Here is a 15066-nt window from a genome sequence, read left to right on the forward strand (position 1 = left end):
GATCAGTGCCGGTATGACCGTTGGAGCCCCCACGTGACCGAACTCCTCCTGGCTGCGACGTCCCTGGACGTCACTCCGCCGCCCGGCCATCGGCTCGACGGGTACGCCGCTCGCGCCGGTGTCGCAACCGGTACTGCGGACCCGCTGCGAGCCACGATGATCTGGCTGTCGAGTGCGGACGACCCGGGTGTGCTCTGGCTCACGCTCGACGCGATCGCAGTCGGCGCGGCGCTCTGTGATGAACTCGCCGCGGCCGCCGGCGCCGCGGCCGGTATCCCGCCGTCGCATGTCGTCGTCTCCGCGTCGCACACGCACTCCGGGCCGTCCGGGTGGACCGGCGAGATCCACCCGATCATCCCGGCATCGCGAGAGCGGGATCTGGTCGACTCGCTGATCTGCGCCGTGCGGAGTGCTCGGCTCGACCGGCAGCCGGTGACGGCGTCGTGGCGTTCGATCGAGGTGATCGGCGTCGGCACCAACCGGCATCGTCGCAACGGTCCGCACGACAACACGGCCGGCATCCTCGCGATGCACTCGCTGTCCGGTTCGCTCGAGGCGGTGCTGTTCGACTTCGCGTGCCACCCGACGACGTACGGCCCCGAGAACATGAAGTACTCCGCCGACTGGCCGGGCGCCACCCGCGCGGCCCTCGCGCCGGCCGTCGTCGGCTTCCTCCAAGGCGCTGCTGGCGATGTCAGCCCCCGCTTCACCCGCCAGGGCCGCGGCGCCGCCGAGGTCATCCGCCTGGGCAGCCTGATGGCAGGCCGCGTCCGCGAGGCATTGGCCGGGCCCGGGCTGGAACTACCCCAGTCGCCGCCCAGGATCCGCCGTACGACGCTGACTCTGCCGGTGCGCAACATCCCGTCCGCCGAGGACTCCGAGAGACTCGTCACCGCCGCCGAATCCCGCGCCACCGGCACCGACGACCCCTCCGGCCGCATCTCCCAAACCCGCCTCGACGGAGCCCGCGGCCAGGCCCTGATGGCCGCCACCGTCCTCCCCCCGGCCCTGGACCTCTCCGTCAGCGCCATCACCATGGGCGACGTCTGCTGGATCAACCTCCCGGTAGAACTCTTCGCCGTCCACGGCGCCTGCCTCCAAGCCGACAGCACCCACCCCATAACCCGCGTAATCGGCTACACCGACGGCTACTACGGCTACGTAGTAGACCCCTCCGCCGCCGAAGCCGGCACCTACGAAGCCCTCATAACCTTCTTCGACCAACCCACCACCAACACCCTCCTCACCACCACCGCCACCTTCGTCAACAGCTAGGCGCCGGTGGTTCCGTCGAGTTGTTCTCGGAGGATGTCGGCGTGGCCGTTGTGGCGGGCGTGTTCTCGGATGAGGTGGACGCCGGCTGATTCGCCGGGGATGTCGGCTCGGGGGCGGCCGGCGAGGATGTGCTGGAACCAGTTGCGTTCGACGCCGGTCAGGTGTTTGACCAGACCGATCGGTGTGGTCGCCGAGGGGACGAGCCTTCGTCGGGCGTCTGCTTCCGACAGGCCACGGAGTTTGTCCACCGTGACCTGCCGGTGCGAGTCCAGGAACGCTTCCAGGGTTTCGCGTTCTCCCGCCGTACGGACCAAATCCTCCACGTGAGGACGCTATAGCACCAGTTCCGGCTGGAGCTTCTTGGCCGGCCAGACGCGCTGCTTGCGCGCGGCCAACGTCGACGCCGCCAGCGCGACGGCCAGCCATGCGCCCAGAACGAGCAGGTCCCGGCCCAACGAAGTCCCAGGCCCGCCGTACATCAGGTGCCGTACGCCGTCGATCGCGTAGCTCATCGGGAGTACGTGGTGGAAGAAGTACAACGGCGCCGGAATCGTCTGCCACGGGAACGTACCGCCGGCGCTGACCAACTGGACAACCATCAGCACCAGGCCAAGGAACTTGCCCACAGCACCGAACCAGGCCGACAGAGCATGCAGGATCGCGACGAAGGTGAACGACGTCAGGATCAGGAAGCCGACCGTCAGCCAGGGATGGGCAGCGTGGATGCCGAGACCGAGCACGACGGCAACAAACACGAGCGTCGCCTGGATCGCACCGAAGAGGGCCGGAGGCAACCAGCCGCCGAGCGCGACGCGGAACGGCGACTGCAGTGCAGCGAGCGCCCGCGGTGACAGCGGCCGGACGAGCAGGAACAACACGTACGCACCGATCCAGCACGCCAGGCTGAGGAAGAACGGCGCCAGACCAGCGCCATAGCTGTCAGCCGTCGCCTGCGAGACGTTCTGCAACGTGACAGGTGCCCCCAGCGTCTCGGCGACGGCCTTGCGCTGGTCGGCGGACGGGTTGGGGATCTGCTTCACGCCGTTCGCCAACCCGGTGTTGAGCTGCGTCGCACCGGTCTTCAGCTGACCAACTCCAGTGGCCAGACTGTTCACCCCGGTCAGCAACTGCCCCTGCCCCACAACAGCCTGCTTCTCCCCGGCCGCGAGCTTCTGCGCACCGGTCTGCAGACTGCCCAACCCGGTCTTCAGCTGACCAGCACCCCTATCGAGCTGATCCGCCCCATCGGCCGCCGAGCTGATCCCGTTCGTCAGCGCCGGCGTCGCATCCGCCAGCGCAGCCGCGCCGTTCGACACCTTCCGCGCCCCGACCGCGAGCTGGTTGAGCTGCTTGGACGTCGACTGAATCTTCGTGTTCGCCTGTACGACGGGAGCCCGCAGCTTCGCCGTCTCCAGCAGAACCTCGCGGATCTGGTGCTGACTGAACCCCTGCGCCTTCAACCGTGCGGCGAGCTGGCTGTCGAACGTCGAGAGGTCCTTCACCAACGTGCTGGACGCCGTGGCGACCTGCTTGCCCGCGCCGGCGATCTTCTCGTTGCCATCGGCAACCTGATCCGCACCGGCGGCCAACGACTTGGTCTGCTTCGGCAACGTCGACGTCTTCCGCTTCAACGTACCCAGACCGTCGTCCAGCTTGGACGCGCCGGAAGCCAGCGAGGTCGCACCCTGCGACGCCTGCGCAGTACCCGTCGCCAGCTGCGTCGCACCAGCAGACAACTGCTTCTGCGCAGTGTTTAGCTGAGCGGCACCCGTCTGCAGCTTCCCAACCCCGGCCGCCGCCGAGGCCAGCCCGTTCTCCAGCTTCGCAGCACCCGCCGCCGCGGAGCCCACCTGCTTGTGAATGGTGTTGTACCCCGCCAGCAGCTGCGAGGCCGCTGTCTCACTCACCTGCGATGCAACAGTCTTCGTCACCTGCGCCACGACCTGGTTGGCGATCGTGTGCGCGATGTAGTTATTGGCATCGTTGGTCAGCAGCTCGAGCTGCGCCTGCCGCGGCGTGAACTCCGCACTCGACGCCAGATCGGACGAGAACGACTTCGGCAGCACCAGCGCGAACTCGTACTTCCCGTCCGACACACCAGCCGTCGCGTCCGCACGGTCGACCTGATGCCAGTCGAAGCTCTTGGACTTCACCAGCTCCGTTGCGACCTCCGGTCCGACGTTCAGCTTCTCGCCGGTGGCCAGCGTCGTACCGGCGTCCTCGACGACAACCGCGGTCGGGATCTTGTCGAGCCGGCCGTACGGATCGTGGTTCGCGTACAGGTACAGCCCGCCGTACAAGACCGGCACCAGCAGCAGCGCGACGACGGCCAGTTTGGGCAACCGCCCGGCCGTCAGACGCCGTAGCTCACTCAGAGCCATCCGCAGCGCGGTCACTCGGCCGCCTCCTCAACTGCCTCGATCGGGGCAACGGGAGCCACCGGAAGGACCTGCACCGGGTCGGGCTGATCCGTCTCGCCCATCTGCGCTGCCTTCACATCCAGCAACCTGGCGGAGGCGTCAGCGCACGTGATGATCACGCCGTACCCCTGAGCCGCCAGATCGCGCCCGAGCGCGAACCAGCCGTGCGGATCACCACCATGGCGATCCGGCATGGTCAGAATGACCACCTGTACGTCGGGGCGCGCCACAGTCAGCTCCGCGAGCAGTCTGGTCCGTACTGCGACTGGCAGGTGCTCGAACCGCTTGCCTGCATGCTCCGCGGCGTCATGCTCCTCCAGCCACTCCAGCACGGACTTCCGCCCCGCCTTGCGACCGGCGATCGCCAGCTCCTCGCCCACAACCGTCTGGACCGGCAGAGCGTCGTCCGGCTCGGTGATGCCCGGTGCGTCGACCACTGCGACCCGTCGCCGCAGCAGAGCCGGGTCAGCCTGACCGTCGAGCCGCACCGTCCCGGTGTCCGGCTTGAGCCGCCCAGAGAGACCCAGCGCCGCCGCAACGTGCCCAGCGCCGGGGTATCCGGTCAGCAACACCACCTGATGATCTGCGACCGACACCGACGTGGCGTGCAGCATCGTCGCGTGCGGACCCTGCACGCTGATCCTGGTGGCCTCGAGCTCCATCCTGCCTCTCCCGATTCAATACGGTTGTGTATTCAATACAGAACTGTATCCTACTCGTATGGAAACGCCCAAGCGCCGCCGCTCCAACACCCGGGCCCGCCTGCTCGAAGGTGCGTCGGAGGTGTTCGCCGAGCGCGGCTTCCACGGCGCCTCGGTCGAGGACATCTGCGAACGCGCCGGCTTCACCCGCGGCGCCTTCTACTCGAACTTCGCGTCCAAGGACGAGCTCGTCCTCGCGCTGTTCCAGGCCACGACCGACCGGCTGCTCGAGCAGATCGAGGCGCTGCTCCCCGAGTTGGCGAACCAGCCCGGCACGCTGCTGGACGCCGTACTAGGGCTGCTCGACGAGACCGCGCCTGATCAGCGGCAGTGGCATCTGATCTCCACCGAGTTCACGCTGCACGCGCTCCGCGACCCGGAGGCGGCGCGGGCGCTCAACAAGCAGCGAGCAATGTTCCGCGAAAGCCTGACCAAGCTGGTCGAGCAGATCACCGAGACCAGCGGGCTCACCCTCACCGTGCCCGCGGAGCAGTTCGTCCGCCTCGTCATCGCCCTCCACGAAGGCGCCCGCTCCCAGAGCCTCCTCGAGCCCCGCAAACTCCCGGCCGGCCAGCTCGAGCACACCTTCCTGCCGATGGTCCTGGAAGCGGTCAGCCGACCTTCACGTTGACGGTGTGCAGGCCGGTCGAGCCGTTCGGCGCCGGCGGCGCGGAGGACTCGATCTGGGCGTTGCCCTTGTCGTCGGTCGCCCGTACCTGCAGGACGTGCGAGCCGCGTGGCGCGTCCCAGGTCCAGTGCCACTGGCGCCAGGTGTCGATCGACGCGTCCGTCGCCAGCGTCGCTTGTTGCCATGGGCCACCATCGACACGGACCTCGACCTTCGACACCCCGACATGCTGGTCCCACGCCACCCCGGCCACGGTCACCGGACCCGGGTCGAGCTTCTTGCCCCCGGGTACGTCGATCCGCGACGACAGCTTGATCGGTCCGAGCTCCGACCACCCGCGCGGCGTCCAGTACCCCTCGAACTGGTCGAACCGCGTCACCTCGATATCCACCAGCCACTTCGTCGCCGACACGTAGCCGTACAGCCCGGGTACGACGATGCGCACCGGGAACCCGTGCTCGACCGGCAACGGCTGCCCATTCATCGCGAACGCGAGCATCGCCTGCCGGTCGTCGAGCAGCGTCGGCAGCGGCGTACCAGCGGTGAATCCGTCCTTCGACGTCGACTGGATCGCGTCCGCGTCCTTGGACGGACCGACCTCTTCGAGCAGGTCCTTCAGCAGTACGCCGGACCACAGCGCGTTCCCGATCAGATCGCCGCCGACCTCGTTGCTGACACAGGTGAGCGTGACCCACTTGTGGACGACCGGGCGCTTCATCAGGTCGTCGAAGCCCAAGGTGAGCTCGCGGTCGACCATCCCGTGGATGCGCAGCTTCCAGTCCGCCGGCACGATCTGCGGTACGGAGAGCGCGGTGTCGATGCGGTAGAAGTCGTCGTTCGGAGTGACCCACGGTACGGCGCCGTCCGCCTGAACGCCGGCCGGTGGAGTGAGACTCGGCGGCTGCGGAAGCCGGAGCTGCTTGCGCGCGCTGGCGACCGCGGCGCGGTTCCCGCCGACGACCTTGCCGAGCAGAGCGAATGCGGCGGAGCCGAGCGCGACGCCGCCCGAGAGCTGCAGGAAGCCGCGGCGGCTGACGCCGTCGTCGGGATGATCGATGAGCGGTTCGAGCCGTCGGCTGAACAGGCGCAGGACCAGGAGCGCCGTACCGCCGGCGAGTGCTGACGGGAGGAAGCCGGTCTGCCCGGAGTCCGCGCGGGTGAAGGCGGCGACGATCGCGACCGCGCTCAGCCCGATCGTGATCAGCGCGCCGGCCCAGTACCGCCGTACGGCGAGAATTCCGCCGACCGCGGCGAGGATGACGACAACGATCAGGATGCCGGCCCGGAGCGCGGTCTTGTCGTGGGTGCCGAACCACGAGATCGCGAGGTCCTTGAGCCACGGTGGAACGCGGTCGATGAATGCCGACCCGATCGCCACGACCGGCGTCTGCGGGGTGCCGAGGAAGCCGGCCGCCACGCTGCCGACCGCGAGTCCTGCGAGTGCCGCGAGTATGCCGCCGACGGCTCCGCGCCACCTGGTTCCGCCGGGGGCCTTCGGGTCAGCTTGTTGCTTCACTTCTCAACCATTGCGCGACGAGGCGCCCGACACCAGCCGGGCGCCTCATTCGTTAGTCGCGGGTAATGCTTGATCTCAGATTCGATCAGGGGTGATGGGTCCGAGCCCCGGACGGCCGTTCGGCCAGCGGCGGGCGTTGTCCCGGACCCGGCGGAGCCGGCCGAGGACGAGATCCCGCTCGTCGGCCAACTGGGACATCCAGAGGCTGTCGATCTCGAGCAGGTGGTCCGGCAGTGCTTCGCGCAACCGCCGCTTCCCCTCCTCGGTCAGGACTGCGAACGAGCCGCGGGCGTCGTCGGGACAGGGCTCCCGGCGTACCAGCCCGAGGTTCTCGGCTCGGTCGACCAGCCGGGTGATGCCGCCGGTGGTGACGGTCAACTCCCGGGCAAGCGAGGTCAAACGCTGCTTCTCACCGTGGCTGCGGGCAAGCCGCAGCAACAGTTCGAACATTGCCATTTGCAGTCCACTGCGCTTCAGAGAATGGCGCATCAGGTGATCCAGCTCGGCTGCTGCTTCTCGCAGCAGCCCGTAGGCCGTCAGCACGTCGCTTTCCCAGGGTTCGGCGGCGCGAGTGGGTTCTGCATCGGCGAGCGCTAGGGGCGAGCAAAGCGAAGGCGCGATGGTCATGCGCGGACTCTATTAGCTGACTAGGTCACTTCGCTACACGGGGTGACCCTTCGGCTACAGATCGACCCGCCATCGCAAGACCTCTGAGCGTAACGGAGCATCTGGTCTAGCGCGGAGTGAGGGTGCCTGTGGATAACTTCCGCGGCGGTCCCGCGATTTTTGCCAGGCTTCTGCCGTGAGGTTGTCCACCGGCGGATCGGGGAGTCAGATGAGCGACACCAGCGAAGAACAGTCACCGTTCGGCCGCGGGTTCATCGCGGCGAGCATCGTCATCGGCGCGGTGGTGCTCTGCGGCGCGGTCCTGCTGATCGGGAATCTGACGTCCTCCGGCGCCGCCCCGGCTCAGGCCCAGCAGCAAGCCGTTGTGCCGACGGTCCCGGCGACCGAGCCTGGCGGCGGGGAGCCGGCCGTGCCTGCGACCCCGGCCGGCGCGCGGCCGGCCAAGTCCGGCGGCTGCAACCGCGCAGCCGGCGATCAGTCGGTGCCGCAGCAGCCGCCCGCCGTGGACGGTTGGGAGGTGAGCAGCCGCATCGTCGTACCGCGTTCGTCCGGGTTCGGCCCGGCGAAGACCGACGCCGACGGGTTCCGCCGCTGCTTCGCGCACTCACCGACCGGGGCTGTGTACGCCGCCTACAGCGCGTACGCCGCGATGGCCGACCAGGACAAGGTGGTCGCCACGGCGCGCAAGCTGATGGTGCCCGGCCCGGGGACGGACGCGCTGATCCGCGAGCTGCAGACCGACCAGTCGGCCAGCGGGTACACCGTGCCGCAGCTCGCCGGGTACCGCGTGATCGACGCCGGCCCGGACCGCGTCAGCTTGATGCTCGCCACGTCGGTCAACACGGCGTACATGAGCCTCACGCTGACGCTCGTCTGGCATGACGGCGACTGGCTCCTGCAACCACCGGCGGCGGGCGAGCCGGTGGGCGCGCCGTTCTCCCAGCACCGTGACCTGTCCGACTTCGTTGCCTGGAGTGGTGTCTGATGTGCGGAAAAATGGACCTCGGTTGTTACATCCAGGACGGCTTCCAGTCCGTCGCCACCAGCGCGATGGACCAGCTCGAGCAGGCGGTCACGGATGGCGCGCTGAACACGCTGAACGCGATGACCTTCTGGCTGAAGCCCGACACCACGGACCTGCTCGCCAAGGAGCACGGCGACTCCTGGACGAACAGCGGCACGGTCGACTTCCTGCAGAGCAACCTGCTCAGTGTCACGGCGGCCGTGTTCGTCGTCGCCGTGCTCGTGGCCGGCATGCGGATCGCCTGGGAGCAGCGGGCGCGACCACTGCAGGAGCTGCTGAAGGCTGTCGTGACCTTCGTGGTGGTGGGAGCGGCCGGGACGGCCACTCTGCAGGTGCTGGCGTCGTGGTCGGACGCGTTCTCGGTCGGCATCATCAATCACGTCGCCGGCGGCATCAAGCTGCAGACGGCGTTCGGCGGCAGCTCGCCCCATGAGTTGTTCGCCACTTCGATGCCCGGGTTCGTCGCCATCATGACCGGCCTGGCGGTGATCGTCGCCTCGGCGGTCCAGATCGTGCTGATGCTGATCCGCTCCGCGATGCTGGTGCTGCTCGCAGGCGCGTTCCCGTTGGCCGCCGCCGCGACCAACACCGAGATCGGGCGAACGTGGTTCAAGAAGTTCTGTGGCTGGTCGCTGGCGTTCGTCGCCTACAAGCCGGCGGCGGCGCTGGTCTACGCGGCGGCGATGAAGATGGGGCACGACAGCGCCTCGAGCTCGAGCGACGCCGTGATGCAGGCGATGGCCGGGATGATGATGCTGGTGCTGGCGATCTTCGCGCTGCCGGCGCTGATGCGGTTCATGGTTCCGGTCACCGCGGCGGCGGCCGGCGGAAGCGCGGGGATGGGCAGTTCGGTCGCCGACCCCGGTGGGATGGCGACCGGTGCGGTCAACGTCGGCAGCTCCGGCGCAGGGTTCGGCGGACGGGGGAGCTCTGCCGGAAGCGCTGCCGCAGCTGGTGCCGGTGCGGGTGCGACCGGCGCGACCGGTGCGACGGCCGTCGGAGCCAAGGCGGCCGGAGCCGTCGCCGGCCCTGCGGGTATCGGCCTCGCGGCCGCTCGGAAGGTCGGAGGCTCCGTCGCCGGAGCAGCGGCGCACTCGGCCGGCGAGTCCGGAGGCGGCGCGATCACCCCGGCCTCCGCCCACGGCCCGATGTCCGGCCGCTCACGCTCGCACTCACCGGCACAACAACGCACCCCCGAACCCGTAGGCCCAACCGGCGCCAGGTGATCCCACCCCCGGCCCAGCCCGTGGGCCCGGCTCAGCCGTTGCGCCTGGCCCAGCCCGTCGGGCCGGCGCCGGTCGGTCGGCCCGGCGGGTGAAAGCATGATGCGATGGACCGGATTGCGCTGATCTCCGACGTGCACGGGAACCTGACGGCGTTGGAGGCGGTCCTGGCGGACATCTCGGCGCGAGGGATCACCCGGATCTTCAACCTCGGCGACTACGTCGGCAAGGGACCGCGGGGCCAGGCGGTGGTGGACCGGTGCCGCGAGGTCTGCGAGGTGAACCTCCTCGGGAACTGGGACGACCTCCTCCCCGATCCCGACCGCGTCGACGACCGCGAAGCGCTGAGGTGGTGGAAGAACGAACTGCGCGAGGACCAGTGGACCTGGCTCCGAGCGCTGCCGTTCTCCCACGACTTCCTGATGAGCGGCCGCCAGGTCCGCCTGTTCCACGCCTCCTCGAAGAGCGTTCACCACCGCATCTCGTTCGATCACGACGAACCGCAGCACCTGAGCTTCTTCGAGAACACGCCGGCCACCGGCGACGGGCCCGTGCCGTCGGTCGTGGGGTACGCCGACATCCACGACGCGTACTACGAGGAGGACCGCGGCCGCACCCTCTTCAACACCGGCTCGGTCGGCAACAACCTCGGCGACCCGACCCCGCTCTACGTGATCCTCGAAGGCTTCATCGACTCACCCGATCCTGCGCCGTTCTCGGTCCAGTTCCTCCGGGTCCCGTACGACGCCCACGCCGAGCTGGCTGTCGCCCGCGAGCTCGGAATGCCGGAACTGGACGGCTACGAAGCCGAAATCATCCACGGCATCTACCGCACCGACCTCTACAACAACACGGACTTCGGCTACCACCGACGGCCCTGACCCCAGCTATCCCCAGGTTTGTCCACAGCTGTGAATTCGGTGCTGCAAGCAACAATCTGCTGCCTGTTCACCTGATGGTCACTTGACCAACAATGCCTCGGACCCGACCGGCTTGTAGCCCGCGGCCAGGAAGGCTCGGAGGGAGGCGGCGTTGCCGGGGGTTATCTGGGCCCAGATCGAGCTGTTCGGCGGGATCAGGGCTCGGGCGGCGCGGGCCAGATGGCGGCCGAGGCCCTGATTGTGGTGGGCGTCGGGGAGTTCGATGGCGCATTCGATCCGGCCGGCCAGGCCGTGGCCGGTGATGACGAGCCCGCCGTGTACGTCGCCGTACACATACACGTCGGTTCGATACTCCAGCGCCCGCTGGACGCGGGGGTGATCGTGGTCGGTGAGGACGGTGAGGTCCTTGATGGCGGCGGCGCGTTTCGCCGGGTCGGTGATGGCGGGGGCGACGAGCATCGCGTCGTTGGAGCTGACGTGTCGGCCCGTCAGCTCGGCCAGGGCGGTGAGGAACGGCGGGTTCGTCGGTGCGGCCAGGTCGCCGGCCGGTAGGCGTTCGGCGACCCACGAAGCGCTGACATCGGCGGCGATGACGATGTGGCCGGTGAACGCGACCACGGCGGACTCGCGCTCCGACGGCGCCGGTACGACGCTGACGCCGAGGTCCGGGGCCGGGAAGACGCCGTTTTCGACGCCGCGCAGAATGTCAGCAAGAGTTGTCATCACGAGCATTGTCGCGGAGATCCCGTGTCACGCTCAGACGCCACGGAGGCAGCACGATGCGGAAACCGCAGCTGGTGAAGGCCGAGGGGTTGCCGGACCGGGTCACGATCTACGAGGTCGGGCCGCGGGACGGACTGCAGAACGAGTCGGCGATCGTCGACGTCGCGGTCAAGGCCGAGTTCATCAACCGACTGGTCGAGGCCGGGCTGACAACTGTCGAGACGACGAGTTTCGTGCACCCGAAGTGGGTCCCCCAGCTGGCCGACGCCGCCGAACTGCTCGAGCAGCTCGACCTGCCCGACAGCGTCCGCGCCCCGGTGCTGGTCCCGAACGAGCGCGGCCTGGACCGGGCGCTCGCGGCCGGCGTACGCGAGATCGCGATCTTCGCCAGCGCGACCGAGACGTTCGCGGCGAAGAACCTCAACTCCACGCTCGACGACCAGTTCGCGATGTTCACCCCGACCGTCCAGCGGGCGCTGGCCGAAGGCTTGACGGTCCGCGGCTACGTCTCGATGTGCTACGGCGACCCGTGGGAGGGTGACGTACCGATCGACCAGGTGGTGAAGGTCGGCGCGCGTCTGGTCGATCTCGGCTGCCACGAGCTGTCCCTCGGCGACACGATCGGCGTCGCAACCCCCGGCCAGGTCACCGCGCTGCTCACAGCGTTCGGTCAGACCGGGGTGGGCGTGGACAAGCTGGCGGTGCACTTCCACGACACCTACGGCCAGGCTCTCGCCAACACCCTCACTGCCTTCCGCGAGGGTGTCACCACGGTCGACAGCTCCGCCGGCGGTCTCGGCGGCTGCCCGTACGCCGAAAGCGCGACCGGCAACCTCGCCACCGAAGACCTCCTCTGGCAGCTCGACGGCCTGGGCATCCAGACCGGCGTCGACCTGGAGAAGCTGGTGACCACGAGCGCGTGGATGGCCAAACAGCTGGGCAAGCCGTCGCCCAGCCGCGTCGTACAGGCGCTCGCCGGCTGAAAACTGTCGGTGGCGCATCTCAGACTGGTGGGGTGAGTGCGCAGCGGGCTGAGCTCGGAGAGTTCTTGAAGGCGCGTCGGGCGCGGGTAGCTCCTGAGGATGTCGGGCTGCCCGGCGGCGGGCGCCGACGTACGCCTGGATTGCGGCGTGAGGAGTTGGCGCAGCTCGCCGGCGTAGGCGTGACTTGGTACACGTGGCTCGAGCAGGGCCGGCCGATCAACGCGAGCGGTCAGGTGCTCGACGCCGTTGCAACGACGCTCAAACTCAGCCCGGTCGAGCGCGAACACCTCTACCGGCTGGCCGAGGCGACCCCGATGCGGTTGCCGCGTACGACGGATTGCGCCAGCGAGGCCGTGTTCGTCGAGATCGTGGAGGCGCTCGACCCGTTGCCCGCGGTGATCACCAACACCCGGTTCGACATCATCCGGGCGAACCGTGCGTACAACGACCTGTTCCACGACTGGCACCAGCTGCCCTGCATCCACAAGAACGTGCTCTGGTGCATCATCACCGAGCCCGCCGCCCGCGCCCAGCTGCTCAACTACGACACCGAGGTCCCGTACATCGTCGGTCGCCTGCGCTCGGCGTACGCCGAACACATCGGCGACCCGGACTGGGAGACCGACCTCGAGCGACTGCAGGCGATCAGCCCCGAGTTCACCCAACTCTGGTCCCGCCACGAGGTCGCCGCCTGTACGCCGCGACACCGCCGTATCGTGAACCCCGCCGTCGGCGAACTGCAGTTCACCGTCACCGAGCTGGCCATCCCGGCCCACCCGGACCTCGTCCTCTTCGTCGAGACGCCGGCCGACGAGGACACCCGTGCCAAACTCCCGCTCACGCGCCGCGAGCGGGTCGACCAATCGGCCTAGATCAGGGCTCGATCGACGGACGGATCCGGCGGATCAAGCTCTTGTCGGCGAACTGACCGACGCGGTACGTCGACCAGCCGTCCACGCCGGCGCCGACCGCACCGCCGAGCAGCGGGATCCGGCGGGTGATCGTGAGCGCCATCTTCTTGCCGCTGATCCGTGCGATCAGCTCGGCGACGACCTCGTTCGACACGTGACGATCCAGCTCGGGATCGAACACCGGGGCGGTCGCGATCGCGAGCGGCGATGTCGGCAGGCTCGACTTCTTCAGCCGGTCGGCCACGCCCTCCTCGCCCAGCAGGCAGGTGATGACCGCGGTCCGGACCCGGGGATCGTCCAGGTCGTACCCGCGCAAGTGGGCGATCGCAGCCACCATCCGGGCCTGCACGATCGCGATACCGGTCAGGTTTGCAGGCAACGAGACTGGGAGCGTGACGAGACCGCCGAGGCCGGTGGCGAAGCCCTGTACCCCGGCCAGCCGGATGTGCTGGTCGATCACAGCCTCGATGGCGACGTCCGTGCTACCGCCGCATCGCTCGAGCTTGTTCTCCGCGACCCGCTCCGCGCCGGGGAACCGCTGGTACCCGTCGATCGCGATCTCGAGAATCTGACGCAGCACACCACCCGCGGCCGCCGGCGCGAACCTCTGGGCGGCGGGCGCGAGACTACTGGCGACAAACCTGGCTACTCCGGCCACGGTGCTCCTTCCCGCCCGGCCCCACGTGGAGAACCCGGACGTGCTTCAACTGTACGTGCCTCCCCGATCCCCGCCACTCGGGAGAAACCCTTGGTGTCCCCTAGGTGAGACGTAGTCCAGGATGGTCTCGTGCCAGTTGAACCTGTCCCGACCCAATGGGAGTTCCCGCCCGTGGGGGTCGCGGGGGCGAGCGACGTGGTTGCGGGCGGTGCGGACCTGGCGCCGGGCACCGTGCTGGCGGCGTACCGGCGGGGGTTGTTCCCGATGCCGGACCACCGCGGCTCGATCCTGTGGTGGTCGCCGGTCGACCGTGGTGTGATCGACATCGCGGGCTATCAACGGTCTCGCTCGTTGCGGCGGGCCCGGGCGAAGTTCGAGATCCGGGTGAACACGGCGTTCGACCAGGTGATCCGCGCGTGTGCGGATCCGCGCCGGCCCGGTTCGTGGATCGATCGCGACATCATCGCGTCGTACACCGAGCTGCATCGGCTCGGCTGGGTGCACTCGGTGGAGGCCTGGGACGGCGACGAGCTGGCCGGCGGGTTGTACGGCGTCGCGATCGGCGGGCTGTTCGCGGGCGAGTCGATGTTTCACCACAAGACCGACGGCTCGAAGGCGGCCGTCGCCGGGACGATCGAGCTGCTGGACGACGAGTACGCCGCCGACCGCGTCTTCGACATCCAGTGGGTCACCGACCACCTCGCCACCCTCGGCGCGGTGTCGATCCCGCGGGAGACCTACGTACGCCGGGTCGCGCGCGCCATCGACGTACCGCTGCCGAAGGCGTTCATGTAAGTCCGACGAACGCGGCCATCTGGCGCGACGCCGACTCGAAGAACTCGTCGGCCGGGTCCATCGAGCCGACGAGCTGACCGAACAGTTCGAAGCTGATCATGCCGAACAGCTGCGTCCACACGATCACCGTCCGCACCAGCACCGCCGGCGGCACATCCGGCGCCAACGCCACCAGGACCTCAGCCTGCTGCGCCAGCAACCCTGAAGGTGATGGCGCATCGGCCGGCGGCACCAGCCGGCCTGAGGCCTGAGCCCGCTGCAGCAGCCCGAGCAGCAGTAGCGGCACTCGGATCGCAGGCTCGACCGTGGTCTGCGGAGCCTTGTAGCCGCTGATCGGCGAGCCGTAGATCAACGCGTACTCCTGTGGATGAGCGCGCGCCCAATCCCGGACGGCGCCGTAGATCGAGACCCACTCCGAGAGCAGGTCGTCACCGCCGGCAGCGGCCTCGGCGGCTGACCCGAGCGCGTCGTACGCGTCGATGATCAACGCGGTCAGCAGCTCGTCGCGGCTCGGGAAGTACCGGTACAGCGCCGACGAGACCATGCCGAGCTCGCGGGAGACCGCGCGCAGCGACAGCGCCTCCGCCCCGACGGTCGCGAGCTGCCGGCGTGCGGCGCCCTTGATCTCCTCGGTCAGCTCGGCCCGGGCACGTTCACGGGCAGTACGTCCGGCGTTCATGCAGCCAGTGTGCCACAGAATC

The 15066-nt window shown here is 68.8% G+C and carries 16 protein-coding genes; 8 read left to right on the forward strand and 8 right to left on the reverse strand.

Features of this window, described 5'->3' with window-relative positions; genetic code table 11:
- Window positions 1-33: 33 nt before the first annotated feature.
- Window positions 34-1275 carry a hypothetical protein gene (locus ACFWUU_RS28745; RefSeq protein ID WP_380179867.1) on the forward strand — a complete coding sequence of 414 codons (1242 nt, stop codon included), beginning with the start codon at window positions 34-36 and terminating at the stop codon, window positions 1273-1275.
- On the opposite strand, the gene ACFWUU_RS28750 is transcribed toward ACFWUU_RS28745, so the two are convergent.
- From ACFWUU_RS28750 to ACFWUU_RS28760, 3 genes are read right to left on the reverse strand one after another with little or no spacing between them, the layout of a single operon-like run.
- Complete coding sequence (locus ACFWUU_RS28750; protein ID WP_137255781.1) at window positions 1272-1598, reverse strand: DUF664 domain-containing protein; 327 nt, start codon at window positions 1596-1598, stop codon at window positions 1272-1274. The two genes, ACFWUU_RS28745 and ACFWUU_RS28750, sit on opposite strands and share 4 nt — an antisense overlap.
- Window positions 1599-1607: 9 nt before the next feature.
- Window positions 1608-3671 (reverse strand): YhgE/Pip family protein, encoded by a 2064-nt coding sequence (locus ACFWUU_RS28755; RefSeq protein WP_380179869.1) that lies wholly within the window; start codon window positions 3669-3671, stop codon window positions 1608-1610.
- Window positions 3668-4357, reverse strand: a complete 690-nt coding sequence (locus tag ACFWUU_RS28760) for a hypothetical protein (protein ID WP_380179871.1) — start codon at window positions 4355-4357, stop codon at window positions 3668-3670. The genes ACFWUU_RS28755 and ACFWUU_RS28760 overlap by 4 nt, the downstream gene beginning before the upstream one ends.
- A 58-nt stretch (window positions 4358-4415) precedes the next feature.
- Between ACFWUU_RS28760 and ACFWUU_RS28765 the strand changes: the two genes are divergently transcribed.
- Window positions 4416-5027: a TetR/AcrR family transcriptional regulator gene (locus ACFWUU_RS28765; protein ID WP_380179873.1), complete on the forward strand. Its 612-nt coding sequence runs from the start codon at window positions 4416-4418 to the stop codon at window positions 5025-5027.
- Here the strand turns inward: ACFWUU_RS28765 and ACFWUU_RS28770 are convergent.
- Together ACFWUU_RS28770 and ACFWUU_RS28775 are read right to left on the reverse strand one after the other, a co-directional pair.
- The gene (locus ACFWUU_RS28770) at window positions 5008-6540 is read right to left on the reverse strand and encodes a molybdopterin-dependent oxidoreductase (protein WP_380179874.1); all 1533 of its coding nucleotides are present in this window, start codon (window positions 6538-6540) and stop codon (window positions 5008-5010) included. The two genes, ACFWUU_RS28765 and ACFWUU_RS28770, sit on opposite strands and share 20 nt — an antisense overlap.
- A gap of 75 nt (window positions 6541-6615) precedes the next feature.
- Complete coding sequence (locus ACFWUU_RS28775) at window positions 6616-7167, reverse strand: MarR family winged helix-turn-helix transcriptional regulator (RefSeq protein ID WP_233714825.1); 552 nt, start codon at window positions 7165-7167, stop codon at window positions 6616-6618.
- Window positions 7168-7375: 208 nt separating this feature from the next.
- Here ACFWUU_RS28775 and ACFWUU_RS28780 point away from each other — a divergent pair, with 208 nt between their 5' ends.
- From ACFWUU_RS28780 to ACFWUU_RS28790, 3 genes are all read left to right on the forward strand, one after another.
- Window positions 7376-8152, forward strand: coding sequence for a hypothetical protein (locus ACFWUU_RS28780; protein ID WP_380179876.1), 777 nt, complete (start codon window positions 7376-7378; stop codon window positions 8150-8152).
- Between the two features lie 11 nt (window positions 8153-8163).
- Window positions 8164-9417, forward strand: a complete 1254-nt coding sequence (locus ACFWUU_RS28785) for a hypothetical protein (RefSeq protein WP_380179878.1) — start codon at window positions 8164-8166, stop codon at window positions 9415-9417.
- Window positions 9418-9521: 104 nt separating this feature from the next.
- Window positions 9522-10295, forward strand: coding sequence for a metallophosphoesterase family protein (locus ACFWUU_RS28790; RefSeq protein ID WP_380179880.1), 774 nt, complete (start codon window positions 9522-9524; stop codon window positions 10293-10295).
- Window positions 10296-10373: 78 nt separating this feature from the next.
- On the opposite strand, the gene ACFWUU_RS28795 is transcribed toward ACFWUU_RS28790, so the two are convergent.
- Window positions 10374-11018, reverse strand: a complete 645-nt coding sequence (locus ACFWUU_RS28795) for a GNAT family N-acetyltransferase (protein ID WP_380179882.1) — start codon at window positions 11016-11018, stop codon at window positions 10374-10376.
- 56 nt (window positions 11019-11074) lie between these two features.
- Between ACFWUU_RS28795 and ACFWUU_RS28800 the strand changes: the two genes are divergently transcribed.
- Both ACFWUU_RS28800 and ACFWUU_RS28805 read left to right on the forward strand, forming a co-directional pair.
- A complete protein-coding gene (locus ACFWUU_RS28800; RefSeq protein ID WP_380179884.1) occupies window positions 11075-12001 on the forward strand; it encodes a hydroxymethylglutaryl-CoA lyase in 927 nt (308 codons plus the stop codon).
- Window positions 12002-12033: 32 nt separating this feature from the next.
- The gene (locus ACFWUU_RS28805; protein ID WP_380179887.1) at window positions 12034-12873 is read left to right on the forward strand and encodes a helix-turn-helix transcriptional regulator; all 840 of its coding nucleotides are present in this window, start codon (window positions 12034-12036) and stop codon (window positions 12871-12873) included.
- Window position 12874: 1 nt separating this feature from the next.
- Here the strand turns inward: ACFWUU_RS28805 and ACFWUU_RS28810 are convergent, their stop codons facing one another.
- Window positions 12875-13492: an EcsC family protein gene (locus ACFWUU_RS28810; protein WP_380179890.1), complete on the reverse strand. Its 618-nt coding sequence runs from the start codon at window positions 13490-13492 to the stop codon at window positions 12875-12877.
- A 207-nt stretch (window positions 13493-13699) separates the two neighbouring features.
- On the opposite strand from ACFWUU_RS28810, the gene aat reads away from it, so the two are divergent.
- The gene (gene aat / locus ACFWUU_RS28815; protein WP_380179892.1) at window positions 13700-14365 is read left to right on the forward strand and encodes a leucyl/phenylalanyl-tRNA--protein transferase; all 666 of its coding nucleotides are present in this window, start codon (window positions 13700-13702) and stop codon (window positions 14363-14365) included.
- Here the strand turns inward: aat and ACFWUU_RS28820 are convergent.
- A complete protein-coding gene (locus ACFWUU_RS28820; protein ID WP_137255768.1) occupies window positions 14358-15044 on the reverse strand; it encodes a TetR/AcrR family transcriptional regulator in 687 nt (228 codons plus the stop codon). The two genes, aat and ACFWUU_RS28820, sit on opposite strands and share 8 nt — an antisense overlap.
- Window positions 15045-15066: the final 22 nt, after the last annotated feature.

The sequence above is a fragment of the Kribbella sp. NPDC058693 genome, assembly GCF_042715335.1.
In the GTDB taxonomy this organism is placed as follows: domain Bacteria; phylum Actinomycetota; class Actinomycetes; order Propionibacteriales; family Kribbellaceae; genus Kribbella; species Kribbella jiaozuonensis.